This is a genomic window from Puniceicoccus vermicola (assembly GCF_014230055.1).
GTDB classification, from domain to species: Bacteria; Verrucomicrobiota; Verrucomicrobiia; order Opitutales; family Puniceicoccaceae; genus Puniceicoccus; species Puniceicoccus vermicola.
The window spans coordinates 169,740-195,977 of record NZ_JACHVA010000126.1 but is presented as its reverse complement, the minus strand read 5'-3'; the positions used below and the strand labels follow the sequence as shown (position 1 = coordinate 195,977).

22 protein-coding genes and 1 other RNA gene are annotated in these 26,238 nt (G+C 53.2%); 18 read left to right on the top strand and 5 right to left on the bottom strand.

Translation table 11 applies throughout. The features are described from left to right. The first annotated feature begins 296 nt into the window (after positions 1-296). Positions 297-677, top strand: a transfer-messenger RNA (tmRNA) gene (gene ssrA / locus H5P30_RS16760). 108 nt (positions 678-785) lie between these two features. After that, entirely contained in the window at positions 786-1,040 is a 255-nt protein-coding gene (locus tag H5P30_RS16755; protein WP_185694063.1) for a GIY-YIG nuclease family protein, read from the top strand. A 274-nt stretch (positions 1,041-1,314) separates the two neighbouring features. Here H5P30_RS16755 and H5P30_RS16750 read toward each other — a convergent pair whose 3' ends face one another. Continuing rightward, entirely contained in the window at positions 1,315-2,640 is a 1,326-nt protein-coding gene (locus tag H5P30_RS16750; protein WP_185694062.1) for an endo-1,4-beta-xylanase, read from the bottom strand. A 148-nt stretch (positions 2,641-2,788) separates the two neighbouring features. Continuing rightward, positions 2,789-3,889 (bottom strand): LacI family DNA-binding transcriptional regulator, encoded by a 1,101-nt coding sequence (locus H5P30_RS16745; protein ID WP_185694061.1) that lies wholly within the window; start codon positions 3,887-3,889, stop codon positions 2,789-2,791. 156 nt (positions 3,890-4,045) lie between these two features. On the opposite strand from H5P30_RS16745, the gene H5P30_RS16740 reads away from it, so the two are divergent. From H5P30_RS16740 to H5P30_RS16710, 7 genes are all read left to right on the top strand, one after another. Then, a complete protein-coding gene (locus tag H5P30_RS16740) occupies positions 4,046-4,972 on the top strand; it encodes a PEP-CTERM sorting domain-containing protein (protein WP_185694060.1) in 927 nt (308 codons plus the stop codon). Positions 4,973-5,000: 28 nt separating this feature from the next. After that, positions 5,001-5,678 carry a prepilin-type N-terminal cleavage/methylation domain-containing protein gene (locus H5P30_RS16735; protein ID WP_185694059.1) on the top strand — a complete coding sequence of 226 codons (678 nt, stop codon included), beginning with the start codon at positions 5,001-5,003 and terminating at the stop codon, positions 5,676-5,678. Between the two features lie 43 nt (positions 5,679-5,721). After that, a complete protein-coding gene (locus H5P30_RS16730; RefSeq protein WP_185694058.1) occupies positions 5,722-6,210 on the top strand; it encodes a hypothetical protein in 489 nt (162 codons plus the stop codon). Continuing rightward, on the top strand, positions 6,197-8,089 hold the full coding sequence (locus tag H5P30_RS16725; protein WP_185694057.1) for a GH39 family glycosyl hydrolase: 1,893 nt from the start codon (positions 6,197-6,199) through the stop codon (positions 8,087-8,089). The genes H5P30_RS16730 and H5P30_RS16725 overlap by 14 nt, the downstream gene beginning before the upstream one ends. A gap of 8 nt (positions 8,090-8,097) precedes the next feature. Further along, positions 8,098-8,907 (top strand): DUF2334 domain-containing protein, encoded by an 810-nt coding sequence (locus tag H5P30_RS16720; RefSeq protein WP_185694056.1) that lies wholly within the window; start codon positions 8,098-8,100, stop codon positions 8,905-8,907. A gap of 33 nt (positions 8,908-8,940) precedes the next feature. Then, on the top strand, positions 8,941-10,836 hold the full coding sequence (locus H5P30_RS16715; protein ID WP_185694055.1) for a heparinase II/III domain-containing protein: 1,896 nt from the start codon (positions 8,941-8,943) through the stop codon (positions 10,834-10,836). Positions 10,837-10,899: 63 nt separating this feature from the next. Continuing rightward, entirely contained in the window at positions 10,900-12,417 is a 1,518-nt protein-coding gene (locus H5P30_RS16710; protein WP_185694054.1) for a sialate O-acetylesterase, read from the top strand. A 39-nt stretch (positions 12,418-12,456) separates the two neighbouring features. On the opposite strand, the gene H5P30_RS16705 is transcribed toward H5P30_RS16710, so the two are convergent. Continuing rightward, positions 12,457-13,479 carry a glycoside hydrolase family protein gene (locus H5P30_RS16705; RefSeq protein WP_185694053.1) on the bottom strand — a complete coding sequence of 341 codons (1,023 nt, stop codon included), beginning with the start codon at positions 13,477-13,479 and terminating at the stop codon, positions 12,457-12,459. Between the two features lie 35 nt (positions 13,480-13,514). Further along, positions 13,515-14,525, bottom strand: a complete 1,011-nt coding sequence (locus H5P30_RS16700) for a LacI family DNA-binding transcriptional regulator (protein WP_185694052.1) — start codon at positions 14,523-14,525, stop codon at positions 13,515-13,517. Positions 14,526-14,843: 318 nt separating this feature from the next. On the opposite strand from H5P30_RS16700, the gene H5P30_RS16695 reads away from it, so the two are divergent. The 7 genes from H5P30_RS16695 (at position 14,844) to H5P30_RS16665 (ending at position 23,327) form a co-directional block, all read left to right on the top strand. Next, the gene (locus H5P30_RS16695) at positions 14,844-15,512 is read left to right on the top strand and encodes a type II secretion system protein (protein WP_185694051.1); all 669 of its coding nucleotides are present in this window, start codon (positions 14,844-14,846) and stop codon (positions 15,510-15,512) included. Positions 15,513-15,606: 94 nt separating this feature from the next. Beyond that, complete coding sequence (locus tag H5P30_RS16690) at positions 15,607-17,757, top strand: glycoside hydrolase family 16 protein (RefSeq protein ID WP_185694050.1); 2,151 nt, start codon at positions 15,607-15,609, stop codon at positions 17,755-17,757. Between the two features lie 105 nt (positions 17,758-17,862). Beyond that, a complete protein-coding gene (locus H5P30_RS16685; protein WP_185694049.1) occupies positions 17,863-18,885 on the top strand; it encodes a LacI family DNA-binding transcriptional regulator in 1,023 nt (340 codons plus the stop codon). Positions 18,886-19,223: 338 nt separating this feature from the next. Beyond that, positions 19,224-19,976, top strand: a complete 753-nt coding sequence (locus H5P30_RS16680) for a DNRLRE domain-containing protein (RefSeq protein WP_185694048.1) — start codon at positions 19,224-19,226, stop codon at positions 19,974-19,976. Positions 19,977-20,085: 109 nt separating this feature from the next. Then, positions 20,086-20,559: a hypothetical protein gene (locus H5P30_RS16675; RefSeq protein ID WP_185694047.1), complete on the top strand. Its 474-nt coding sequence runs from the start codon at positions 20,086-20,088 to the stop codon at positions 20,557-20,559. Between the two features lie 126 nt (positions 20,560-20,685). Beyond that, complete coding sequence (locus tag H5P30_RS16670; protein ID WP_185694046.1) at positions 20,686-22,377, top strand: hypothetical protein; 1,692 nt, start codon at positions 20,686-20,688, stop codon at positions 22,375-22,377. A 5-nt stretch (positions 22,378-22,382) separates the two neighbouring features. Continuing rightward, positions 22,383-23,327, top strand: coding sequence for a hypothetical protein (locus H5P30_RS16665; protein ID WP_185694045.1), 945 nt, complete (start codon positions 22,383-22,385; stop codon positions 23,325-23,327). A gap of 69 nt (positions 23,328-23,396) precedes the next feature. Here the strand turns inward: H5P30_RS16665 and H5P30_RS16660 are convergent, their stop codons facing one another. After that, positions 23,397-24,515, bottom strand: a complete 1,119-nt coding sequence (locus H5P30_RS16660) for a LacI family DNA-binding transcriptional regulator (RefSeq protein WP_221774393.1) — start codon at positions 24,513-24,515, stop codon at positions 23,397-23,399. Between the two features lie 171 nt (positions 24,516-24,686). Here H5P30_RS16660 and H5P30_RS16655 point away from each other — a divergent pair, with 171 nt between their 5' ends. Both H5P30_RS16655 and H5P30_RS16650 read left to right on the top strand, forming a co-directional pair. Next, the gene (locus H5P30_RS16655; RefSeq protein ID WP_185694044.1) at positions 24,687-25,421 is read left to right on the top strand and encodes a type II secretion system protein; all 735 of its coding nucleotides are present in this window, start codon (positions 24,687-24,689) and stop codon (positions 25,419-25,421) included. Between the two features lie 38 nt (positions 25,422-25,459). Beyond that, on the top strand, positions 25,460-26,206 hold the full coding sequence (locus H5P30_RS16650; protein ID WP_185694043.1) for a hypothetical protein: 747 nt from the start codon (positions 25,460-25,462) through the stop codon (positions 26,204-26,206). Positions 26,207-26,238 lie beyond the last annotated feature (32 nt).

The following is a 26,238-nucleotide window of genomic DNA, read 5'->3' as shown; positions in this document are numbered from 1 at the left end:
CCCTCCTACGAGTAGGAGGGGGGAACCAGCGCCAGCTGGTGGGGAGGTCCTTTCAGACACGCCCAATGTCCTACCCAAGTGCAAACCAACCCGTTCTCCCACTCTCGCCTCTCCCATTCTCGCCCCTCGCCCCTCGTCCCTAGCCCCACGTCCTTTGCCCCTCGCCCCTCGCCCCTCGCCCCAACAACTCCTCCATTTTTCATTCGCCATTCGCCATTCCGCCTTCTACATTCATCAATTCTGTTCTGTGAAAGGTTCTGCTACACCAGCAGCTCCTCAACCCACAGCTTGGATCGGGGGGTGTTCCGGATTCGACTGCGGGCCGTAGGGTCTGGTTGCATGCCGGAGACGATTGCTCCACTCCGTTAAAAAGGCGATCACCTTGCTATTAAATGCCAAGGATAAAGTAATCAGCTTCCCGGGCGCAGCTCCGGAAGCTATGGCAGCCTAAAGCGCCGCCTCGTTCCGCTGGGGATACCTGTTAACCAGTTGGGACGTCATCTAGCAGGCATAGCGTGACGTTGGTACCGCCCGTCACGCTGTACAACTATCGGTGCTAGTGCTTCTTCAGCGTGCTGATTCGCGGGAGACGTGCGAAACCAAATAATCAGATAAGCATGTAGACGCCTCGTCTGAACGTCCGTAGGACGCGGGTTCGACTCCCGCCACCTCCACCAGCCTTCGCTGAAGCGACAGCGCAAGCGAAGGCTGCCACGCCATAGTCCGAAGGACGGCGGCGGGCATTCGATACTTTCTTTCCCCAATCGCTTCAGCTACGGCTTGGCATGCCAGCATCCGATTTTACATACGTCTACATCCTGCGCAGTACGTCCGCCAAAGACGCACACTACACAGGATGCACAAACGACCTCGACGCACGCTTGCAAAAACACAACGAGGGCGGCGTTCCCCACACCGCTAAATATCGTCCGTGGATCGTCGAAACTGCCATTCGTTTCCGGGATCCGGCCAAAGCCCGCGCGTTCGAGAAATACCTCAAATCTGGATCAGGGAGGGCTTTCGCAAAAAAACACTTTTGATTTGGCCTACCTGTGAATTCAGCACTCCGCAGCCCACGCCCCCTTCGACCTCATATTCTACGCCGCCTTCGAAAAAGCCTCCACGGCCCGAAGCTTCGAAAGTTATCTGAAAACCGGATCCGGCAAAGCATTCGCACGAAAGCGACTCTTCCCTGCTTCCGAGAAGTAGCCGCCCCTGGACGTTGGAAGCTCGGGCCATTTCTAATTGCCCCCTCCCTTGCTGCTCTGTGAAAGCGAAATAGGTTGCGCCCACAAACCAGCGCCTTGATCCGGATCAAACTTCAATCCTGAACGTATTCAGATCGCTCCGAGAGAGCTTGATGGTGTGTTTGCTCGTGCCTTGGTCGGTCGTAACCGTCAGTTCGTAGTCGCCATAAAACGCCCGGAATTGGTTCTTCGCCCCTTCATTATATTCGAATTCTGGATGCGTTTGCCATTCTTCATGGATCAGTCGGTGCAGTGCTTTATAGGCCGGCTTGGTTGTCATGTCGTAGTTGACCAGTCCGGCGCGTAGCTGATTCTCACCCGCCGTTTCATCACCGAGCGGGGCATAGGCTGCCGTATTATCGACCATGTTCCACCAGACAATTCCGTTCATGGCGGCATGGCTGAACCAGATGCGATAAAGTTTTTCCGCGACAATTTCTTGGAAGGCATCTCCGTCCCCAAAATCCCGACGACTGGTAATGCTGATCTCGGACATGTTGAGGGGAATATTCAGGCTTCCGTAAAGATCGAAGCAGTTGAAGAGATTGCGCGGATTCAAGTAGCGGAATGCATTGTAAAATGTGCTCGGAAACATGTGGAGCTGCAGGCCGAGAGCGTCGACTTTATGCCCCTGCTGCATGAGCGACTTGAGCAGAAGGTAGACCGGCGAGTAGGTCCGGCTGTAGCGATACCAAATGCGATCATCGTTGTAGGTCTTCGTGCAGGTTGGGAAATAGCGTTCGGCCAACTCGAATGCATACTCCACATGATTTTCGGGCACATGCGTAATGCGCTCGTCAACCGTGAGTGTCTGCGCCTCGTTGCAGACATCCCAAATCTTAATCTTATCCGCATAGCGATCGCTAATTTGCTGGAAGCGACGGTGGATTTTCTCCCTCATTTCCGTCTCATCACAGGATAGCCAACTTGGACGGAAGTTATGCCAGAGAAGCGGGTGACCCTTGGGAGTAATCCCCTGCTCATTGCAGAACTCGAGAACCAAGTCAGCAGGAGGGCGGCGGTAAATGAAAGGGCTTTCCTTCTCAAACCGAAGCTTACCTTCCTCCGGTTCCAAGTCAGACCAGTAAAAGGGCACAACTGCCAGATTGAACAGTTTGCTAAAGAGCTCACGGTAACGCTCGTTTTTTTCACTTTCCGGGAGCTGATCGAGCAAGAATGCGTTACAACCAAAGTGGAATTCATGCTTGAGTTGACGCAACTTCACGTCAGCGCGCCCAATGGGCGACCCGTCCCTCGAGACGAGCTGGAGCCTTCCCCAGCCTTTGCGATTTTCCTCAATTCCAGCTGCGATGCGATGATCCATTTGAGGATCATCGGTCATCAGGTGCGCGAGCATTGACTGCGCTTCTTCAGTAAAAGCTTTATTGTGCATGTGTATGTTGGGATTGTTTGTCTTCGAGTGTCAGGACCTGCGAGAGTTTGACTGGGCTCAGGCGGATAAGAGCGTTTTCCCACAACCTATCTGTGGCGGTGATGTCCGATTCAGGCTCATTCATCCCCTAGGCGAATCGAGCGTCCCATTACACCCCAGACGGACTCGGGCAAGGACCACATGATTGCCGTTCTACGATGCTGACCGGCAAACTGATGTTAACGGGTTTATCCAGGCGACCGAAAAGAATTTGATTTTCGAGCTCCTTGACTGCCCGCGCACCCATCTCTGAAAGCGGAAAGTGCACCGTGCTAAGAGGCGGGTGATAGGTGGAAGCCGAAGGTTCATCGTTACACCCCATGATACTGATGTCTTCGGGGATTCTAAGTCCTACGCTCTGAAGATAGGAAGCGACGACAGTTGCAGCAGTATCATGGAAACACATGATTGCAGAGGGCCTTTCCTTTAGGGAAATCAAGTGCTTGGTCGCTTCAATCAACTGATCCTGCCCAAAATTGCCCTGATCGAAGTCGCAATGGTAGATATACTGTGGACTGATTGGAAAGCCACAATCCCTCAAACCTTCAACGTAACCACGCTGCAGCTCGAGCAAGTTGTAGGTACTGTCACCGAAGGGGCCGGTCAGATAGGCGATCCGTCGGTGTCCCAATTGAGCCAAATATCTCACCGATTGACGAGTCGCTTCCGCGTAATCGGGGACGATGCTACAAAGGCCTACTTCGTCCATGTGATGGCCTAAATAGACGAAAGGAATGTTGCGTTTAAGAATTGCCTGAACGAACGAAGTGTTTGGCGTACTCGCGGCGATGATTTGTGTGGCACTTCCGGATCGGAGTGACTGCGGAAGAGATTCCGGATGATTCACGTAATCGATCTCGGGATCGAACAGCGAATAGGCGATATGCGAAGTAGGGTCCTCGAGAGAGGCGACGGCACCAGATAACATCTGTCCGAAATAATGGTGATGAACGCCGCCCGGAACCCCGGAATTGATCAGAAAGCAAATGTCTCCCATCGAGGGATAGATGCGGGCGAGGGCAGCCGGATTCTTCGGTCGATAGTTCAGCTCGCGGCAGGCTTTCATGATGCGTGCGCGTGTCTTTTCACTAATGCGAATGCCGTAGTCACGATCATTCAAAAGGGCCGATACCGCACTCGGGGAGACGTCAGCCGCCTTTGAAATCTGGGAAATCGTGATGGCCCTGGGTTTTCTTGGCGATGTCTTCATTCAACGATAAACATATTATCAAAAATCAAATTTTCTCAAAATTTCAGTATAATTCATTCTCTATTTCTTATTATTCAGGCATCTATCACACATTATCAAGTGATAAATTTTTTATTTTTATTTGACCTCCGCCAATTTACTACCCATCTTTTTCGCATGACCCCCAAAAAAACTAACCACACCCGTCTCCCAAGATCCCCTCTACTCTCATCCACTGTCTGCCTCCTCGCAGCGTTTAGCTCCTATTCCCTCAATGCCGTCGACCTCATCGACAGCAATACCACCAGTGAGAGCTGGAATACGGGCGCAGACTGGTCGGACGGCCAACCCGCATCCGCCGGCAAAGACTACGACACGAACGGCTATCTATTGAGATCGCCTAATACGCCGACGTGGAACTCAACCTTCCCCGGGGATTCGCTCACCATTCGTGACGCCGGCGGACGCACCGGCGGTGCATTGCTGATCAAGTCGGGCACTCTTGTGACGGAGAATATTTTCATGGGCCTCGGTGGCGTCGCTGCTGCCAACGCGAACAATGGTTCGAATGTTCAGTCCACTTGGAATATAACAAATTTCACAGTTCTCTCCGAGTCCACGTCATCGCCAGGAGATTTCGCCTACCTCAAGGGAGCGTATACCGGCAATCATTTGACCACAAACATTTCCAATCTACTGGGCAGCGGTCATCTTTCCATCGGATACGACGGACCCTCTTCGATTAACTACGGTTTGAGCGTTACGGATGCCTCGGGCTTTTCTGGCAGCCTCAATCTAAATAAAGGCAACCTGACTCTGGCGGCCAATTTGACGATCACCAGTTCAGCATTTTCGATGGCCAGCTCCGACAGCACCATGATCCTGGATAACGACTTAACCGTTGCATCCTTTGAATTTGGTGCTTCCTCCGTAAGTTCGGGAACCTATTCGAGTTCAGATCTGAATACACTGCTTTCCACTTCGTCGTTCTCCGGAGCCGGATCGTTGACTGTGGTACCTGAGCCGTCGACGGGTGCCCTTCTATTTGGAGGAGCCTGCATGCTTCTCTCGATCATTGCCCGCCGAAACATTCGATACTCATAAAGGCAATCCGTTAACGACTGTGGCTATGATGAAAGCACAAAATCGTCGTACGGGGTTCTCTCTGATAGAGATGCTGGTCGCAGTCGCTGTGATCGTGGCTCTGGCTGCCATCTTGATCCCGACCACACACACCATACTGGTAAATGCACGACAAGCGAAGGGCGCCAACCAATTACGGCAACTGGGAGTCGCATTGCAGTGCTACTCCCAAGAGAACAAGCAAACCTATCCGCCGGTCGCGGTCGACAGTGTTCCATGGGACCGCCAAGCCTTGCAGGCATATTTAGGCGTCTACGGATCTAACACGATACCAGCCCTGGATGGCGGAGGAAATGCAGAGTCCACTGACGACTGGAAAGTGCGCCGCGCCTATTCTGCGGGGGGCGGGATGTTTGGGCTGACAAAGTGGAATGAGGCCGTGAACACTTCCATCCCAAGGTCAGTCCTAACCATTGAGAACCTGAATGATGCGGTTCTACTGTTTGATGCAAGAGTCACCTGGCACGGCCTGTGCCGCGATGGAACCAATTGGTCACGATTTTCGAGTGACGTCGAGAACGCCAGCGTAGATGGAAACAAGTACATCGACTATCGTCACAATGGCGAGGCACAGTTCCTCTTTGCAGATATGCACGTAGAAGCAATGACCCCGGGAGACGTCGCCGCAAAATTCACCGACAGAAAAATTTATGAAGGAACGAAATAAGAAGACAATTAATGGCAGTTCATTGCGGCCACTGTGTTTGTGTATGTTCGCGATCTCAGGCCTAACCTTTGCAACGGAAATCAATGCCGAAGAGGAGACTACAACGACCCAGCCGACCTACTTCGAAGCCGAGTCCGTTTTAGCGAAATACACAACAGTCGAAATGGACATCGAGGCTTCGGGGAGAATGTATGTCGATGCGGTCCGCGAAGAACAATATATGCCACTGGTCATTGTACCGTTGCCGGAGTCTTTTGAGAAAATTACGATCTGGGCCCGGATTCGAGGCGGTTCCCAGGTTCTCAAGACAACTGTGAACGGCAAAGCCGTTGACCTCCAATGGAAGCATAGGAATCCATCGACATGGACTTGGGTAAATTTCGGCACCTACGAAAAGAGCGAATTAGGTAGCTCTGTACGCCTCGTGCGAGCGCCGGGAGGTGCGGGTGGTGTAGATGCCATTTTCCTGGACACGACAAACACGATCGACCCTCGGGAGTCTGAAAACTTGAAGTCCTATGAAGCAAAATAGCATTCGCCGAAATTTCGTTCTTTTGCTTTTCACTTTCTCTGCTTGCTGTGCTTCTACGGGCCAGGATCTATCGAGCGTAGAACCGGAAGGCACTCCGACCGGATTCACCCGAGTTCTTTTGGATACGGATGCCTCTTCTGGACAGTATATTGCCGCAACGGCTGACGGCACGACGCTGACTCAGATTCCGATCAACCGCGACGAGCCGTTTGAAGTTTGGGTCCGCTACCGGGGATTGCCATTAGTTTTAAATGATAGCGCAGGCATGCAACTCTCCCGCATCGCGGCCAATGAATCAGGAGAATGGCAGTGGGCGTCAATGGGCGAGTATCAATCTGGCGATAATCAAGACTTTCTGGAGGTGTTCTCCCCTTTTTCCGACCGTGGCGCGTCGGAGAAACCCTCCGGCTTGGATCTTGTAGTCGTGGCCGATGTGGGAACGAAACTTTCCTCCCTAGAGTCTTCCATTCAGCCAGCAGATAAGGAAAGCCTCACGGTTCCCGACGCGGATGTAGTCCTCCAGTCCGAAACAGCCCTACCCTCGCAATCCGACTCGATTGATGTTGAGGTCTCGATTGATTGGTCTGAGCCAACCGGACAGGTTGCCGATCGTCAGTATTCCTTGAATATTTTCAATGGCTACGATTCGTCGGTCGCCCAGAACCCGCAGTATATCGAAAATATCGCCTACATGGCGGCACCCGTACTCCGCTACCATAATATGAGCGGCATGCTCGCGGATCCGTCGAAAAATCGTTTCAGCTGGATGGATACCGCATCCAGGACATGGAGCGCAGAGAGAATCGCCGCGGCCCTCGATCCGCTCGAAGGATTGTCCGAGGAACGGGTCATCACGATCGGAAAATGGCCTTCATGGATGGACCTCGATAAGGATGGGATGCTCGATGCGGACCAGTATGAGGCCTTCGCTCAATTGTGCGCTGATTTGGTTCGTATTTTGAACATCGAGCAGCAGCGCGGAATTCAGTATTTCGAGATCAGTAACGAGCGTGACATGGTTTATTGGCTGCGCCAGATGAAGAAGGGGCAGCCCCTGCAAATCGACGAGCTGGCCGAGATCTACAACCTCTGCGTTCAAGCGATGAAGGCGGTGGACCCAAGTATAAAAATTGGTGGACCGGCTGCTTGTCGAGGTGACTTGGTTCAGCCACTCAAACAGTTCGCCATCCTTACGATGGAAAATTTGGATTTTCTCTCCTACCATGCCTACGCTTCCGGCGATGCAACCGAAACGGATATCAATATCTACAATCGAGCTGGAAGCCTCGGAAAGAATTTGTCCACGATACGGTCAATGTTGAATGACATCAGTCCCGACCGGAGAATCGAACTTCATCTCAACGAATATAATATCTGTTATACGCATCGTGTTCGGGACGAACGCATGGCAACCCATAAAGGTGGCGTTTTTGACGCCTTGGTATTCGTTGAACTGGTCGAGAACGGGGCAGACGTCGGCAATGCATGGAACGAATGTGATGGCGTTTATGGCAAAATGGGACGGGACTACACCCTTCGTCCACCGGCGCACGTGTTCCACTTTTTCAACACCGGAATGACGGGACCTGCGGTCAAGTCCACCAGTGATCATCCCGATGTGATTGTTCCATTTGCCGTGCTACACGAGGACGGAAACCATTGGGTTTTGATCAATCGGTCTTCCTACGCAAATAACGCCCGTATTGAACTCAAGGGCCGCGAATTCGACGATCAAAATGTGCGCATCTTTTGTCTCTCGGAAACAGGACTGAAGGAGATGACTCATTCCCTTTCCGAACTCGCTCGCGGCATTGATCTTCCTCCGGACTCAGTCGCATTCTTCTTCCTGCCGGACGATTCAAATACTGAGGCACAATGATGAGCCTGATGAAGTACTCCTGCTGTTTGCTGTCTTCGATGGTCGGCATCTGGGGCTCAGTCGCTTCTGCTGAAACGGAAGCGGGCAGTGAGCCCTTGGGCCGGATCGTCGTGGTCAAGGCAGATGACCTGCGGGAGCCCAATGCGAAGTGGAAGCGCTTCGTCCAGATCGCCGAAGAGCAGGACATCAAAGTATCCATAGGAATCATTGCCTACGGGTTTCCTCTTTACGATTCAACAGCGGTGGAATGGACCCGAGGACTGGAAGAGAGTGGTCGAGTGGAGTTCTGGAATCATGGCTGGGACCATAACCATTGGAAGGATCCCGATGGACGTAGGGTCTCCGAATTTTTCAGATCCGGTTATGAGCACCAGAAAGAAAACTTGGAGAAATCGCAGAAGAAGTTAGTGAGCATACTGGGCCATCCCGCAGAGGTTTTTGGTTCCCCCTTTAACGCGATGGACCAGGACACCCTGACCGTGCTCGAGGAGATGCCTGAGTTCCGTGGGGTTTTTTACTACCACCTGAAGGAACCCCTGAAATCCTCTTCGCTGGATAAATGCATGCTTTACATGTATCTGCCCGGAGAAAACGACGGCACGGGAAAGCCGAATTTTGAAAAGTTCAAGGCGAAGTATGCCAGCCGCGAGAAAGAATTAACTTTTACCGCCCTCCAATTCCATCCTCCCTACTTTTCCGAAGAGGGATTTGCCGAGTTTGAGAAGATCGTCGAGTTCCTGAAAGAAGAAGGATGGACTTTTATGCTTCCGAGAGAATATATCGACTGGACCGAGTCGCAGGCTACGAGTAATCCATAACCCCTACTCTCTTCCCTCCGTCCACTCCATCGAATGCCTCAACCCGAATCCAAAGAAGGTTGCATCAATCTCCTGGAAGCCAGCTACTCCAAAGAGAAGTTGCTGCGGATTTTGGAAAACTCCCAAGGGAAGGCTCTTCTACCGCCAGCAGATCATGCTATCTGGCGGAACGCCAGGTATGATACTTATTTCAAGCCGCTAATCGCTTTAGCGGAGCAGGAGGCCGAGCAGGCGCTCCCTGAATTGACGAATGACCTGTATGCCGAGTTTCATCGGTCCGGGAATCGTTCGCGTTTTGAGACCGTGTATTTCGAAAGAAGGCGGCGAATCGCCCGGGCCGCCATCGCCTACCTTCGACTTGACCATGATACCGCGGCTCGCGAGCGCATGGGCCGTTCATTAATCGAGAAGCTGGAGGCACTCGGAGAAGATGAATCATGGGCGGTGCCGGCGCATGTAGAGTCGACCAGTGGAAAGGATCCGTTTCAGATTGACCTGTTCGGTGGAGAAACAGCGAGTTTGGTTGCCGAGCTTCTCGTCCTTTTCAACTCCTTGATACCCCGTTCGTTGACTGAGAAACTTAGACAGCGGATCGAGACTCAATTCTTTGACAACTACCTCGAACGGCATGAGGAATTTTGGTGGACAAAAACCTCAAACAACTGGAATGCTGTCTGCCATCAAGGTGTGGTTGGAGCAGCACTACTGTTGCTGAAAGACACTGCCAAACTAGCTGAAATTCTGAATCTGTCCTGCCACTATCTTAACACCTTCATTGGTGGCTTCGCAGATGATGGCGGATGCTCTGAAGGCCCGATTTATTGGAGCTATGGCTTCGGTTGGTTTTCGAAATTGAATGCTCAACTGGAAGCGCGGAGCGATGGCCGTCTTTCGCTCTTTGAGGGGAGTGACAAAATTCAGAAAATTGCCCGCTTCGGCTCTCTAATGACCCTGCCCGGGGATTGCCTCGTCAATTTTGCAGACTGTCCTTCGAAGGCCCTTTTGCGTCCAAGCGTGCTGACTTACCTCGGTGAGCGATTGCAGGATCCTCTATGCCTGGACCACGGCAGACGAAACTACCGGAAGCTTCTGGAGCGTCAGATCGAGCTGAATAAGGAAAGGTCGGATTTCTTCCTGTTTTCCGATTTGTTACTGCGCGATCCGGGAGCGATCGACTCCGGTCAAGAGGCTGGTCGTTCTGAGGACATTTTCCTAAAAGACCTAAACGTCACAATCGCACACAGCCACAATAGCGATGCCCCGCAATGGCACTTCGCCGCCAAAGGTGGTCACAATGACGAATCGCACAATCACAACGATTGTGGCAGCTACATTTTGAACATCGGGGAGATTCCCATGATTCAGGAAATCGGCACCCCCGAATATAACAAGGACTACTTCGATCCTAAACGGCGCCATGAATATCTCGCCGCGCGGACCAAGGGCCATTCACTGGCGGTAATTAACGGCCAGGAACAAGCCGCTGGCGCAGCGTTCCATTCTGAAATTCTCGGTCACCTGGCAGCTGAGGACGAATTGCAGGTGACGATGGATCTGACTCAGGCTTATCCGGTTGCAGCGCGTTGCCGTCGATATCGACGGACTTTTCGTTTTCATCAAGGGGCGCCTTTTCTTGAAGTTACCGATGAATTTGACCTTGAGTCCGTGGATTCGCTCGAAAGCGCCGTGATCACGAATTGTTCGGTCCAGGTTTTGAGCGACCGGGCAGTCCTTTCCCATCAGGACACCTCGGTGGCTCTCGTTCCTTTGGAGGGCACTCGCATCCAAGACTTCGAGCATCTGTCCTTCACCGATCATCATGGCGCGGAAGCACATGTTCATCGAATCCGATTTTCTCCCGTGAGCTTGGATACCTCCAGCAGGATTGCCTATCGCGTCATCCCAACCGCCTCTGCACGAGTCGGGTGAAGAAACGAACGAGAGGCATAAGAGCTAGAGCACGAACCATTCTCAAAGAAAAAGCATATACTCATGAATATAAAGAAAGTCATAGTGATAACCAGTGCTCTATCGACTTGGTTTTCCGCCGCCATGGCGGAGGTGAGTCTCCCGAACATTTTCAGTGATCATATGGTCCTGCAACGTTCGCAGGAAAACCCGGTATGGGGAAAGGCGAGGATTGGTGAATCGGTAACAGTTCGTATCCAAGAGCAGATCCACGAAACGGTGGCTGGCGAGGATGGCAAATGGCGAATCTTTCTCAATCCCATGGAAGCTGGGGGACCCTACCAACTCACCGTTTCCGGAGAAGAGAATGAACTGACCTTTTCCGATGTCCTCGTGGGAGAAGTCTGGTTTTGCTCCGGACAATCCAACATGCAATGGGCAGTGGGAAACAGCAACGATGCCGATGTGGAGGTTGCCACTGCGAACTACCCGGAGATACGATTGCTTACGATCCCGATGGTGGGAAGACAAGAGCCTCAGGAGAATTTCGAGGGCGAATGGAAGGTCTGTTCTCCTGAAAGCGTTAAGTGGTTTTCCGCAGTCGGTTACTTCTTCGGTCGCCGGTTGCATAACGCACTCGAGGTGCCCGTGGGCCTCATCGACAATTCCTGGGGAGGCTCCGCCGCCGAGGCATGGATCCCCCGAGATGTCCTGCAAGAGGACCCTGAATATTCGGAATACCTCGCGGAGTGGGACGAACGCATCCATGGCTACACGGACGAAATCCATGCAGAAAAAAAGGCCGCCTACCAGGCTTGGGTGGACTCCGGAAAACCTGAACCGAAGCAGACGGCGCCTCGCGACCAGCGGCACACACAGCATCGTCCGGGGAATATCTACTATGGCATGCTCTACCCAACCCTAGGGTATGGTATCCGCGGAGTCATTTGGTATCAGGGAGAAACAAATGCGACACGTCCCGAGAGCTATACCGATCTGATGACAAAGCTCATTCACAATTGGCGCCTCGCATGGGGACAGGGAGAATTCCCTTTTTACTGGGTTCAGCTTGCCGATTTCAAAGAAGAGGCGACCGCTCCGGAGGACCATGAATGGTCGTATCTACGAGAGGCGCAGACAAGGACCCTGGACAATCTGGACCATGTTGGACAGGCAGTGGCGATTGATGTGGGAGAGGGGCGTGATATCCATCCGCGTAACAAGCAAGTGGTGGCCAATCGGCTCGCCCGCTTGGCTCTTGCAAATGATTATGGTTTTGCAATGGCTAGCCAGAGCCCACGCTACAGCGAAGCTGTTTTTAAGGACGGGTATGCCGAGGTCCGCTTTGACTTTATCAGCAAGGGATTGTACGCCTTCGATACGAGTGAGGTGAATGGGTTTACCATTGCGGGTGCCGATATGAAATTCGTCAACGCCGAGGCTGAAATCATCTCAAAAGATACGGTCAAAATCTGGAGTTCGGAAGTTCCGGAACCCGTTGCCGTACGCTACGCTTGGGCGGCCAACCCGGACTGCAACCTCTATGACCGCATCGGCCTTCCCGTGACACCCTTTCGAACCGACTCTCAGCCGGCTCGATAAATGACGTCACTCCCTGAAGACGAGCCCGCCGAATAGCCCCTACCGATAGACCAATCGAATGTTGCACGAGGGCTCTTCGGGATCTTCGGGCTTTACGGCAACCAAAAGTGTTAACGTTCCCCTGCTATCCTGGAAGAAATGAGGCCGCTCTACCCTTTCGAATGCGATCGTCTTCCCGTTTCGATTTTCCAGTCTCCGTCCCAGCACCTGCAACGGTTTGCTCGGGCTCCAATGGATTCCATCCTCCGACTGCAAAAGCAAAAGTTCCGTTTCGCCACTCGGAGAGAGAGTTCCCCCCATATCCTTCACCAAGCAGTAAAAGCTCCTTCCCTCGCGCCACAAGAAAGGGTCTTCGAAGCCGAAATCCGCATTCTTGTAATCGAAAATAGGATACGGTTCTTTGACAAAAGGACCATCGGGGCGATCGCTCCAGGCCAGACCGTGGAGCACCCTTCCCCCGAACGGCATAGTGCCTTCGGCCACTCCCTTATAGATCATTAGAAAACGCCCGTCTCCGGCATCCGCAACCGTCGGATTGGAGACCATCAAGCCATCCCAGGCCCCCGGGGACACGTCGATGACTGGCTGCGACTGCCGATGCCACGGACCGCTCGGAGAATCGGCTACGGCGACGCCGATTCGCTGATTATTGCGATGATTCCACCAGTCTCCATCCCCCCGGTTGCCCATGTAGTAGAGGAAGTATCGCCCTCCAAAAGCTTTGACGGTCACATTGTGAAAACAGTGAGCATCCCACCGGGAGGAATTTTTTTCGCGCTGAAAGATTGTCTCGACGTAGGTGAATGGCCCGACAAGGGAGTCTCCGACGGCGTGCGCGATCTCCGAATGGGTCCCCCAAGCATCATACCCCTCGGAAACTGGCCACCGGCTGTAGTATAGGTGAAACTTCCCATCCTTCGGGTCTTCCAGAATCGAACCACACCAAACATGCCATCCTTCTTCTCGGAAGCACTGGTCCTCCCCATACGCTTCGGGTCCACGTTTGAAAAGCGTCGCAAATTGGGAAGGTTTTGGGGAAGCATTCAAATTGGAGGAATTCATGATACAAATCAATCGGGTGGGTCCGCTAAAACCCGTCACATTCGAGCCTTACCCACCGTCCCCCGATCTTCATAGCGAACCGGAAGCACCACGGTGGCGGGAGAATCAAGAGTCCCGCGCGCACGGGCGATCAAACGATGCACTCCCTCCTTCCCCACCTGGCGCAGGGGGTACAAGACCGTTGAAATCGGTAAGCGCGATTCCGACACATGGGGATCTCCGCCGATGGCAATCACACTGACATCGCCCGGGACCTCTCTCTTTTGCTCCTCCAAGGCACGGATCATTCCAAAAGGTTTCGAGAATCCGGAAAACGCTGCGGTGAATTCAACGGACGGGTTTGCCTTGAGAAAAGCGAGCAACGCGGAATAACCGTCTTCGGACGAGTTTCCCTTGCTTCTGACATAGATGATGTCCCCCTCCGAGACTCCGGACGTGCGGATCGCCCGGATCAGATGATCGGACAGATAGGGCAATTTTTCGTCGGTATAAGCCGACTTCACGCAGAGAATCCGGCGGTGCCCGTGATCCTTCAAGATCTGGAGCGCAATGCGGAACCCGTGCTCGAAATCAGGAATCACCGAATCCCAAGCATGATCCACGGTCGCATTGACAAAAACCACCGGCACCTGAAATTTCCGGAGCGAATCGCGAAAGGAAGCAGGCGGGGCTCCCAAAACCAAGATCCCCTCGGCTTTTATGCTTTTCGCAATCTCAACCTCGCGGAGGGCAGATCCCCTTCCGAGATGCTGGATAATAGAGTGATATCCATTCTCCTTCAAAGCCTCCTGAACTCCTCGATAAATCTCTCCGAAGTACGGATTCTCGAAACAATCCCGCAAATCCTCGAAAATCGCAATGACCAGGGTCCGACTCGAACTCGATCGGGATCGGCGAACATAACCCAGCTTCGTGGCGGCATCCTTCACTTTCTTCCGCGTATCTTCCGGGATCGAGGCTTCCGAACGATTGTTGAGCACCAAGGACACCGTCGAGAGAGAAAATCCCGTCTCCTCGGATACATCTTTAAGACGAACTGCGGACATCACTTCTCTAATAAATTTTACTAAGAAAATCAGATTCTATTGTCATCATGCTGTCATCACCCGCGGGCTCATCCACCACCAGGAAGACCAGAAAAAGAGAACCTGATCCCAGGGGAATGAGAGCCTACAAGTAGAGAAACAATGAACGAGGAATACCGACCGCAAACGCCTAGAGCCAAGCCCAATCCATTCAATTTTTACGTGTAAAGAATAAAAGGTCTCGCGGCACTCCTCGCGGAATTTCACTTTGGACCCATGCTAAAAATACAAATTTTAGTTAAATTTTCGTTCCTTTAAGATCCCCCCTCCTTCCCCCACATGAAACCCTCCAGCTCCTCGGCTCCGCCGACCGACCTCACCCCGCGATTTTCTTTGCCCGGTTCAATCAAGCGGGATTCACGGAGCGGCTTCACCCTCATCGAGATCCTCACCGTGATCGCCATCCTCGGGATTCTGATCGCAATCGTGACTCCCATTGTCAGCAACTCTCTCGAGCGAAGCCGGATCTCCAAATCCATCGCCAACCTCCGCCAACTCCATCAGGGGATGTCACTCTACGTGCAAGACTCGGATGGCTTTTTCCCAGAATACTGGGACTACGAAGACCGCATCGGTTGGTCCGAAAAGATCTGGCCCTACATCTATCCTGAGCAGAAATTCCCCGGATACGGTCATGTTCAGGAAGGAACCGTCTTCGAATCTCCTCTCATCGAGGACACGCCCCTGGCACGCTCGTATGGGATGAACCGCCTCCTTCAGGAACAGCAACCAAACCGCCGCTATCTTCTCAATTGCCCGACTCCCAAGACGGCGCTGATCATGGATACAAAGGAAACGAGTGCCGCCAAGCTCAGTACGATCAATTTTCGAAACGATGGAAAGCTGGCCGTTGTTTTTCTGGATGGACACACCGACCTACTGGCCAAGGACGAAATCGCCACCGAAGAAGAAGATGTTTTCTGGAGCGGATCGGAACAATCGAAATGAGGACTCCGGTTCTTTCGCAAAGATTCCCTCCCGCTTCTTCCAAACCCTCAACGGGACGATGGGGCCATCTGGCACAAGAACCATTCTCTGAGAAATGATCCATTTTCCACGAACCACCGGTCTCCTCTTCCTATCTTTGCTTGGACTCATGAATTTCGCCACTGGAGATACGGACCTGAGCCGTCTCGACAAATCCTACCAACTGTTATTCGAGGAGGACTTCGAGGAGCCTACCCTCAACCGGGAAAACTGGAACTACCGCACCGGGTCCCGACAAAAAATCGATAGCGTGAATCTGGCGGACAACGTCTCACTCTCGGATGGCCGCTTGGTCATCGAGTTCACCAAAGACATGGTCGACGGCGAACAACGCTACACGTCGGGGGGCATTATCTCCAAAGCTCTTTTCGGATACGGATACTACGAAGCCAAGGCCAAGCTCTGGGGAGGCGGCCCCGGTCTCCACTCGTCTTTCTGGAGCTTGGGAATGAACCAGAAGAATCAGCCTAGTCTCCCGAGATACAACCGTATTATCGAAATCGACGGCTACGAGGTCGATTCGGAATTCCCCGCCGAGATTCACACGAATATCCACTACTATATCGGTGAACACGTCGCCACGGGTCGGCTCGAAGGACTCGTAGACGATGCTACGGTCAATACCTCCGAAGAAGATTTTATTTTCGGATACGAGTGGCTTCCAGACCGAATCAACTGGTATCTAAACGGGACCCTCATCCGGACCTTGAAGCACCCTTCGTTCTACGGACCTCAAAACGTCTGGGTGACAGCGTTGGGAACGCCGAACGGCTTTGGAGACGGAAGTCCCGTCGAGGATGAGACGCTCCCCGGCGAAAGCTCTTGGGACTACTTTCGCTTCTACGCCAAACCGCTTCCCGGCGTCAATTTACTCGGAAATGGCAGCTTCGAATACGACAATCGAAACAACGCTGCCTCCAAGAACCCTCGCGATCTTCACCATCCCGTCGCCTGGATCCAAGAAGGCGACATTGGGGCGGGCACGTTGGTCGAAAGTCGAGAATCGTTCGAAGGGATGACGTACCTGCGTTTCGCATACGAGAAAACCTATCGCGGCGCAATTCGACAAGACCTCACCCACATCCCGAACGGCACCTACGAGCTCACTGCGCGAGTACGAAGCTCCGGCGGTCAGGAACTTGCCGAGATACGAGCCGAAGGGTTTGGCGGAGAACCGAAACGGGAAACCATCCCCAAGACACAGGGGCGACAATGGAAGAAGGTCACGCTCGCCCCCATCGAAGTTACGGAAAACAAATGCTCGATCACGATCTCCACTTCCTCGGAACCCGCGCACTGGCTCGAAGTGGACGACATCGTCTTCGCGAGGAAGGGGGAGAAGGCCGAAGTCGAACATGTCGCACCCTCCTCCCCCAAGTTTCTCGGAGAAATCCTCCTGGATGACCAACAGGCGTCCTTCGACAACTCGGACAACTGGAGAAAGAGCACCATCCGAGGAAAAGTCGGGGCCCACCGTTATTCCAAAGAACCGGAAAGCTGGGTTCGGTGGACACCGGAAATTCCTCAAAGCGGCCAATACCGCATCGAATTCTACAACGTTCGTTACGACAACAATGTGCCCGAAGCGACGTTGCGGATATTCAGTGCCGACGGCCTAACCGAGAAGTCTATCGGGCACAAAGGAAACGAACCGGAATGGATAGACCTCGGCATCCATTCTTTGAAGAAGGGAGACGCGAATTCCGTAGAGTTGAGCTACCCGGCCGAATATTCGCACGAGGGATTCATTCGGGCCGATGTCGTTCGCTTTATTCCTGCAACGCCCTCTCCCTTTGACGAAGGACTCATTCTCAAGGTCGGTCACAACTTCGTTTTCGACAACCTGGATGGACAGCGAATGGATCCGTCCGACCCTGCGATTACCCCCGTACGCAATGAAGATGGGGAGATCTATCTCCCCGCCGAATGGGCTCTGAGGACCCTTCCCGACTTCGCAAACGGCACGCTTGCACCTGATCATTCTTCGGGTGTCAAAGCCCCCACGCCCGACGCCACCTTTCCCACTCATCAAATCGAGGACATCCGTTATCTCGCCGCCTCGGAAGCCGGGAGGATTTTCGGAATCTCCGTAATCGACGACCGGAAAACCGGCATCATCCTCATCTTGAGAGACGAGAACCGCACCAACGTCCCGCTGGAGAGACATCTTCTGAACCAAGCGAACCAGCTTTTCCCGAAAAATTGAACCGCAGGCCAGACTGTCGCGCTCCCCACCGGCTCAAATGAATCGATTCCGCAGAGCTACCAATAGCGGTTGCGTCTCCCTGAAAAGGCGTCAAATCTAATGGCTATGGGGAAAATAGTCGGAATCACGACCCGTGATGTAGCCGCCAAAGCAGGGGTCTCAGCCATGACCGTTTCCCTCGCCCTGCGAAACGACAAGAGAGTTTCGGAAAAGAGCAAAAAGAAGGTTTTCGCGGCGGCCGAAGAGCTTGGATACCGCGTCAATCCCTACGTTTCGACGCTCATGAAAAGCGTCCGGAGCCGGAAAACGATCAAAGATAATCCGACCTTTGCCTTCATTGCCCGCAAAGACCAGGTTCTCGGACCGCGCTCGAAGCAGTTGAAAGATCAAATGCTCTCAGTCATCTCCGACCATTGCCATCGGGTCGGTTGCAATGTCGAGTTGCATGAAATCGAACCGGATCAAGGGCCGTTCATCTCGAAAGTACTCTGGAATCGAGGGGTCTGTGGCCTCATTCTCGGCCCTTTTCGCTTCGGGCATTTAGATCTGTCCTGGGAGAAATTCGTTCCGGTCTCCCTCTCCGAGTCCTTCTCATCGATCCCCGTATCGAAGGTTGTCCACGACAATTTCTCCGGAATGGAGCTCGCCTTCAGCAAACTGTGGGAACACGGCTTTCGATCGCCGGGCCTGCTCGTTTCCCAAAAAGGCCATATCAACACGAGAAATCGCTGGCTCGACAGTTTTCTCGGGAACAGCTTTCGCAAGAATCTCACCTTCGTAAAACGGCGAATCTTCGACCACCCCTATCTCGAGAAAACGGCACTCGAGAAGTGGCTACGAAAGAACGAATTTGACTGCCTCATCACCTGCCACAAAGAGACGATATCCCTGCTGTCCGAGCTGGGTTACTCGGTGCCTCGCGATCTCTCCATCATTCACTTGGATTGCGGCTTTCTCGAAGAGAACTACAGCGGCATCGACCAAGACTTCGAATCCCGTTCCGAAACCGCAGTCCAATTGCTCCTCGATAAGTTGTGCTTAAACGAATACGGACTGCCACGCTTGCCCTATGCACTCCATACCAAAGGGAAATGGGTGGACGGGCAAACGATCCAAAGTCCCGGCTGATCCGGCCCTCTACGTTTCGCCATCCCACCGATACGCAGGTCATCGGCGCAGCGCTCGATGCTTCTACGAAGGCGGGGGTCCCCGAAGTGAACCCCACGTTGTGGGAGAGAAGTGGTGGAGGATTCCACAAACGAGCCATTCGAGCAAACGGCTCCCCTTCCCGACCAAACGATCTGCGAGATCCGACGATCCGCCCCCTCCTCGACCCGGTCCGGTTCGTCCATTTTTTTACGTGTAAGACAGACGCCTCATTGAAGCATCCCGGATCTCCGATAGGTTTATCGATGAAAGGAACCCTCCTTCCATCAACCTCAAGAGAACCCTCCAAAAGCTTGTCTATGAAACACATCACTGCCCCCTCCTATTTCTGTCTCGGTCTCTCCTTACTCCTCTCTCCGACTTACGCCGATACGATTTCCAGCTCGCAGGGGAGCTTCGTCAAAAGTGGCGACAATGCTGATATAAACTACGATTCCATCAACCAGTTGCAAATCGCCGCAAGAGGAGCCAATAACGACCGAAAAATCTATTTAAAATTCAACCTCAACGGACTCCTGGGAAGCGGTGAGGAGTTTGCCAATACGAGCTTCGGACTCACGACAATCGCAGGAAACAACTCTGACGTCCTCCTGGGAGGTGCAACGGGGAACATCGACTTCAGTGTTTACGGAATTACAGACAACGATGATGATTGGTCTGAGAGCACGGTCACTTGGAACAACGCCCCAAAAAACGACACCGGCAGCCGCACTGGCGTGATTTCTTCCGGAACGGTTGACCTGGGCAGCTTCACGATCGATTCGAGCACGGTCACTGGCGATCAACCATTCTCGATCAGCGGCGAAGTTTTGGATACATTCCTCAATGACTCATACGCCAATGACACGGATGGAATCGTAACGCTGATCATCACTTCGAACGGATCAACCGGAGATCCCGGCATCCGTTTCTGGCGCTCCGACGACACAGAACTGGACACTCAGTATCCTCGAATCAGCTACGACGTGAACCCGATCCCCGAACCCTCTACCTCCGGGCTTCTGATGGGGATTGTGATCGTTGCCTCTTCCGTACTACGTCGTCGCCGATAGCAAAACCGCACCATCCCCAAAGAAGGAACCTCGCAGGTCAACTGCGGTGCCTCAATCCGACTGTGTCGTCTGCACAGCGAAACTCGCTAAAACCAGGAGAATTGATTCAATGATCCCGAGGACACCTCTTTTCATCGCCGCCGTTCTTCTCACATTCTCGCCGACCGGATCGGTGATCCAGGCAAGAGAAGAGGCATCTCCCCCTGCTCTTCCAGACCGCCTTTCCGAACTTACCGTCAGCGAATACCAGCAGGAAGGAATTGGCACTGCATCCTTTCGGCTGCAAGGGGAGATCGAACCAGCCTCACAAAACGACGCCCTCGTCGTCTCCGCGCGAAAGATCGGCAGCGACGAAACCATCTCGGTGATCCGCGATCCCGAGGAGCCGCCCCGCCCCGGGGGACTCCAGTTTCATCTGCGCGGAAATCACGAGACCTCCTATGGTTTCTACCGCTTAGCCGTTTCCGACGGGCGGGCACGAAAAGATCTGGGAACGATTCACTGGCGGCATAAAGGACGTTCCATTCAGTTCATTTCTCCAGAGGATTCCAATCACGCCTATCCCCCTGAGATAGCCTCTTAGAGCGAAGAGGATAAGGCGGCGCAAAAGCAGAACACCTGGGATCTGATTCAGACGCTTCGGCGGGACTTGGAGGCCGGGAAGACTGAAATCCACATTCCCTACGGCGACTATCGAGTCGATTCCGCGATGGTGTCTTCTACCCCCGATGAGAACGCTCTTTTCCTGCTCGACGACTTGGAAGGAATCGAAATAAACGGGAACGGATCCACCTTTTGGATCACCGATCCGGAAATCGTTCTTTTTCGGGTTTCCGATTGCCGTGACCTTACCCTCAAAAACTTCACGGTCGACTACGATCCTCTTCCCTATGTTCAGGGAAAAGTGACCGAAGTTCAAACCGGCTCGAATGCATCGGTCAGCTTCGAACTCTCCCCCGGATTTGACGAGGCTTGGGAGAGGTATTCTTCGAATCCGATCGAGGGTCTGGGACGGATACATGTTTTCAACAACGACGACTCCAAAGGGCTTCCCTTGAGTCCGCTGTGGATTGCGGGTGCCGACGATGGCAGGAGCCATCCGAAAAAAGCAAATCAGGTTCGGAAATTCGATCCGGCCAGCCGCGTCGCCACCGTCAACCTGATCGTACCGACGAATGCGCGCCACCTGCCCGGATACGGAATCAGGGTCGGAGACTTAATCGTCGTAACTCCTCGCTACGGAGGGCTCGCCCCCCTTGAGTTGAGAGACACTGGGAGAACCCGAATCGAAGATGTCACCGTATACGCGAGCGGAAAACAGGGATTCTACATCCGCAGAGTGTCGGAAAAAGTGACTCTCCTCCGCTACCGATTGATGCGACGTCCGAACACTCGGCGACTGATTTCGAGCAACATGGATGGGATGATGCTTCGGTATTGCCGCGTGGGTCCGGAGCTGATCGATTGCGAGATCGAAGCGGCAATGGATGACTCGGTCGCGATCACGGCTTTCAACGCCATCGCCCTCGAGCAACCTCGAGGAAACGAACTGATCGTCACGACAAGAAACGCGACGATCCCTCTCAGCATCGAACCGGGAGCGACCGTCTCCGTCTATGGTCTCGACGACTTTGCGTTTCTAGGATCCTCCCGAGTTCTCGAAGTGACCCCGGTTCAAAATCCAAACGGATATGCGATTCCCGAGTTTCATCCCGTCAGCTGGATGGGCAAGAAGAAAGGAATCACTCCATGGCGAATTCTTCTCGACGAGGACCTGGGACCGGTAAAGGCAGGATCAAACGTGTTTTCGGACCGCTACGGGGGCAAGGGATACCGCATCCAAGGATGCTACTTCCGGAACGGCTGGGCGCACGCAATGCGAGCCTCCGGCCAAGACGGGCTCATCCTTGACAAAACCTTCGACTACACGGGAGGGCTGGAACTTTCGATTGAATCCGACTGGACTCTCGGGGTGCCGATTCAAAACCTTCGCATCGCCGGGAACCATTTCCTCGGAGGGCAGAAAGGGCGCGGTGCCAAGGCTCCCATTAAAGTCACCGCAGAACCTTTCAGTGAAATGCCTCGGTCGATCCACCAAGAGATTCTGATCGAAGACAATCTCATCGAATACCCTCCGTTGGCCGCAATGCTTCTCACCAACGTCACCGATCTCGTCATCCGAAACAACACGATCGTGGGCAGCAACCAAGTTCGACAAGACAGACAAAATACCCATTCCGACGACCTATATATGGATGCTTCGATCGTTTTGCTGAACTGCCCAAATGCCCAATTGTCCCGGAACGAATTCAAAGATCCCGGTCCCTTCTGCGCGAAAAATCTCAAATCCAAGATCATTTCTTCCTCGGAAGCCGCAGAATCGAAAACCTCCGACAACTGACCTCCATGTCTTTCCTGAAAACTCTCTGGATTCCCTTTGCTGCCTTAGTCGTTCCAACCCTATCATTGAGCGCCAGTGAGAACGCCTTGGCACGAGTCTCGAGTAAGGATGGAGAGACGCTGACAATCAGCGTCGGCGACTATCGGACCTCATTTGACCGAACCGCATCCTGGACGATGAGGTCGGTCTACTATCAAGACCGATGCATCAACGATAGCTCCGGCGGTTATTATCTCGGAACCGTGTTGAAGGAAAGACACGGGAAGGAAGGAGATCCGTTCCTCGGTTCCGGACACAGGCCCGAGGAAATTCAGGAGTTTACCGTTCGCGTGTTCCAAGACGATCAACTCCTCGAAGAGCCGCCCCTCGAGCCGGGGCTTTCCCTCGAGGAAGGGAATCGCGTGCTCGTGAACAAGAAAAGCAACTTCGTGTCGGAATACAGCGGCCACCTCCTTTCGATAGACTCCACCACAATCATTTCCGCCGGGGGAATTGAACAACGAGTCACCGAAGTCGGTGGAAGCGGAGACTTGGCAAAGATCGTATTCGTTTATCCCTTCATGCACATGCTCCCGAAATCCACCGATTTGTATTATGCATTCTACGAGGATTCCTTCGTAGAGTCGGGCGGTTTCGTAGAGGACAAATCCATGACACTGAAGAAAAACGTTACCGGACTCCTCGCGTTCGATCCGACCCATTCGGTAGGAATCTATCTTTACCACCAAGAAACCTATCCCGACGCCCGCCTCTTCATTTTCAACCGAAAGCGAGACAACAAACTCTATTTCCGTTATCCTCACCCGAAAACCGAGGATCAATCGATCCGCTACTCGGTATACCTCAAGGCCTTTTCGGCCTCCGCCATCGCCCGAAAACCCGAGAAAGGCTTCGAAGAGATGATACTCCCTTCGGGCACAGAGGAAATTACCATTTACGTAGAAAACTGATTGCGCTCACGCCTGAGGAGAAAACCTCCCGCTCAGCCATTGAGGCCAAGCGAATTGCCGCCCCCCACTTCAATCCTTATCCTCCCCATCCATCCTCCGGACGGACGATCTTTCAATGAGCTTGCCGCGGAATTGCATCAGCCCCGGCTGCGAATGAAGGGGCTGCCCCTTCATGAGAGAGCACATCCAATCGACAGCATCGTGAGCCATTTCCGTGTAAGGAATCGCGAAAGTGGTCAACGGAGGAATAAGGAAGTCGCAGATACCCGGATCATTGTCGCACCCCACCACACTGAGATCCTCGGGAATGCGTAAACCAATCCGATTCGCAAATTGATAGACCGCCGCGGCGTTCCAATCATTGGCCGCGACAATGGCGGTGGGCCTATCTTCCGGCGGCAACGCCAACATCCTTTCCACGCCAGGCTCAATGTCGCGCGCAGGACGGGTCGTCTCCTGGACAGGCCCCGATGGCTGCGAGAGGCGCACGACCCAATCCGGAAGGGGAGCGATCTCCAATTCATCCAACGCGCGATAATACCCCAAGTACCGCAGATTGAAAATCCGGTGACTTCGACTATTGCTGACGAATCCAATTCGCCGGTGCCCCTTGTCCAAGAGGTGCTGGGTCAATTCGTATCCGGTATGCAAAGAATCGATGTCCAGAAAACTACAATTGGTCGAAAAAGGTTTGCAGAGGAGGTTCAATCGGGGAAGGTCCGCAGGTAACTTCTCCCAAAATCCTGCATTCGGAGACCCCGCCACGAACAAAGCTCCAACCTCCGAGAGATCGGGAAAGGCATCTCCCTCGCTCTCGTTGTAGAAAATCGTTTTGAGACGACTCTCAAACTCCTCGAAGCGCCGACCAATCGAATGGATTAGCAGATGCGACAGATGAGAATGACGCCAAGCTTCCGTCGTATTCACCCAGATCAAGGCAATGGTTTGGTTCCAATGAGGCTTCGCCGATGAGCCGCCGGGATCCGGCTTCACTAGATCAGAACTCGCTCGCGTTGGCTTGGCGTATCCCAATTCTTTTGCAGCGGCCAGTATCCGAGCCGTAGCCTCCTCCCCCACAGCACCCTTTCGATTCAAGACAAAGGACACCGACGTCTTCGACACCCCCGCGAGGTCGGCGATCTGACTCATCGTCACTCGGGTGCTTTTCTTTTCCAAGGATTGTGGCATAAAAACGAGCATACCCAATTTGTTTAGTAAACTTCAAGAGGAATCTACTCCCTTTTCAGAACCTTTGACTTGCATAATTATCATCACCGATGGCTTCTTAAAGCTTGACCCTTAGTTTACTAACCTTATTAACTTTTTACTAAATCAATAAATCCCCCAGCCCCCTCTTTTATGCGCCCGCACCTCGCACCAGATCCCACCAAGCGTTTATCCCCCCAGCACGCCTTCACCCTGATCGAACTTCTTTCGGTCCTGGCAATCATCTCCATTCTCATCGCCATCACAATTCCAGCGATTCATTCCTACCGGGTGTCTGCCACGAAAAGCAAATGCGCCAGCAATCTCCGGCAGCTCGCATTTGCCACCCAGACTTACGCGAATGATCACAAAGGGAAAGCCCCTTACCCGAGAGTTCTAAACGACGGGAGCCCCAGCTATGCGCACGCCCCCCATTATTACCAGGTCGCCGCGTATAATGAGACTCTAGCCCCCTACCTCGGGAATCGCTTTGACTCCATGTACTGTCCGGGCGCTCTCAGCGATGATCCTCAAGGCACCTACGACCCCGAAGCACAACGAGCCTCCGCAGAACCCAACGATTTTGTCAGCTATCAATACTTCCAGGGCTCCAGCTCAGGGGCTCCCTCCGGCAATGTGAAAGAGGAATACAGCGACCTGTTCAGTAACATTCTGGATGCCCCCGGTCATTGCGCCATGTGGGGGTGCCTGACCTACACGACCGGAAGCCGAACCTTTGGCCATATGGAAGGTCGCTCAACCTCTGGAACGATCGAAGGCATGAATGCAGCCTTCGTCGACGGCTCTGTCCGATGGGTACCCTTCGACCAGCTCGAACCCTACACCAACGACGGAGCCTACTACTGGCCCAAACCAATCACCAATTAAGTTATCCACCACAACCCAAACCAAGAGAATAAGATAGAATGAAAACGACATCCTGCATCTACACCTCAGCCTTGATCGCCACGCTGGCTCTTTCAGCGCCCATTGCTCATGCCCAAATTTTGGCCCAATGGGACTTCAGCTCGAATCTCGAAGCCACTGAAGAGGCACCCGGCATCACAGCATCTGCTGTTTCATACGGATCTTTCAGTGGTTTTTCACCCAGCGGCAACACTTATACTCGTTCCTCAGGCGGACAAGACCTCTTTGCTCGGGTATTTCAAGCACCGGGTGGAAGCGATCGCATCCTCGGCACCAGTGAAAGCATTGCCGTCGACACGAGACAGACTTACTTTGAATTCACGCTGACTCCGAGCTCAGCTACTGACTTTGGAACCCTTACTGCTGATATCACTGCTCAAGTCATTAGTAGCTCGGATCCAGGAAATTCATTCGAAGCTCATTACCTCCTCCGCTCCAGCCAAGATGGATTCGTTTCCAACATCGGCACAGGCAGCATTTCAACACCTTCTACTGATGCGAATTCAGGATCGAACCGAACGGGTGAATTCTCCGCCGACATCAGCAGCTTCCAAGACATCGACTCCACGATCACCTTTCGCCTATACACTTACGTCACCAGCGATGGCAGCCTCAATTCCAATCACGTCATCCGGCTTGACAACATCACGGTGAATGCCATCCCAGAACCGAGCCAGGCAGCGATCGCCTTCGGAATCGTTAGCCTCGCAGCAATTGCGTCAGTTCGTCGCCGCAGAAAAAGCTAACTGCACTGACATCACCGGCAGAGTTCGTCGAA

Excerpts from the sequence above, each read along its gene's own strand:
- H5P30_RS16755 (WP_185694063.1), top strand. The coding sequence starts at position 786 with ATGCCAGCATCCGATTTTACATACGTCTACATCCTGCGCAGTACGTCC.
- H5P30_RS16750 (WP_185694062.1), bottom strand. The coding sequence starts at position 2,640 with ATGCACAATAAAGCTTTTACTGAAGAAGCGCAGTCAATGCTCGCGCAC.
- H5P30_RS16745 (WP_185694061.1), bottom strand. The coding sequence starts at position 3,889 with ATGAAGACATCGCCAAGAAAACCCAGGGCCATCACGATTTCCCAGATT.
- H5P30_RS16740 (WP_185694060.1), top strand. The coding sequence starts at position 4,046 with ATGACCCCCAAAAAAACTAACCACACCCGTCTCCCAAGATCCCCTCTA.
- H5P30_RS16735 (WP_185694059.1), top strand. The coding sequence starts at position 5,001 with ATGAAAGCACAAAATCGTCGTACGGGGTTCTCTCTGATAGAGATGCTG.
- H5P30_RS16730 (WP_185694058.1), top strand. The coding sequence starts at position 5,722 with ATGTTCGCGATCTCAGGCCTAACCTTTGCAACGGAAATCAATGCCGAA.
- H5P30_RS16725 (WP_185694057.1), top strand. The coding sequence starts at position 6,197 with ATGAAGCAAAATAGCATTCGCCGAAATTTCGTTCTTTTGCTTTTCACT.
- H5P30_RS16720 (WP_185694056.1), top strand. The coding sequence starts at position 8,098 with ATGAAGTACTCCTGCTGTTTGCTGTCTTCGATGGTCGGCATCTGGGGC.
- H5P30_RS16715 (WP_185694055.1), top strand. The coding sequence starts at position 8,941 with ATGCCTCAACCCGAATCCAAAGAAGGTTGCATCAATCTCCTGGAAGCC.
- H5P30_RS16710 (WP_185694054.1), top strand. The coding sequence starts at position 10,900 with ATGAATATAAAGAAAGTCATAGTGATAACCAGTGCTCTATCGACTTGG.
- H5P30_RS16705 (WP_185694053.1), bottom strand. The coding sequence starts at position 13,479 with ATGAATTCCTCCAATTTGAATGCTTCCCCAAAACCTTCCCAATTTGCG.
- H5P30_RS16700 (WP_185694052.1), bottom strand. The coding sequence starts at position 14,525 with ATGTCCGCAGTTCGTCTTAAAGATGTATCCGAGGAGACGGGATTTTCT.
- H5P30_RS16695 (WP_185694051.1), top strand. The coding sequence starts at position 14,844 with ATGAAACCCTCCAGCTCCTCGGCTCCGCCGACCGACCTCACCCCGCGA.
- H5P30_RS16690 (WP_185694050.1), top strand. The coding sequence starts at position 15,607 with ATGATCCATTTTCCACGAACCACCGGTCTCCTCTTCCTATCTTTGCTT.
- H5P30_RS16685 (WP_185694049.1), top strand. The coding sequence starts at position 17,863 with ATGGGGAAAATAGTCGGAATCACGACCCGTGATGTAGCCGCCAAAGCA.
- H5P30_RS16680 (WP_185694048.1), top strand. The coding sequence starts at position 19,224 with ATGAAACACATCACTGCCCCCTCCTATTTCTGTCTCGGTCTCTCCTTA.
- H5P30_RS16675 (WP_185694047.1), top strand. The coding sequence starts at position 20,086 with ATGATCCCGAGGACACCTCTTTTCATCGCCGCCGTTCTTCTCACATTC.
- H5P30_RS16670 (WP_185694046.1), top strand. The coding sequence starts at position 20,686 with ATGGTGTCTTCTACCCCCGATGAGAACGCTCTTTTCCTGCTCGACGAC.
- H5P30_RS16665 (WP_185694045.1), top strand. The coding sequence starts at position 22,383 with ATGTCTTTCCTGAAAACTCTCTGGATTCCCTTTGCTGCCTTAGTCGTT.
- H5P30_RS16660 (WP_221774393.1), bottom strand. The coding sequence starts at position 24,515 with ATGCCACAATCCTTGGAAAAGAAAAGCACCCGAGTGACGATGAGTCAG.
- H5P30_RS16655 (WP_185694044.1), top strand. The coding sequence starts at position 24,687 with ATGCGCCCGCACCTCGCACCAGATCCCACCAAGCGTTTATCCCCCCAG.
- H5P30_RS16650 (WP_185694043.1), top strand. The coding sequence starts at position 25,460 with ATGAAAACGACATCCTGCATCTACACCTCAGCCTTGATCGCCACGCTG.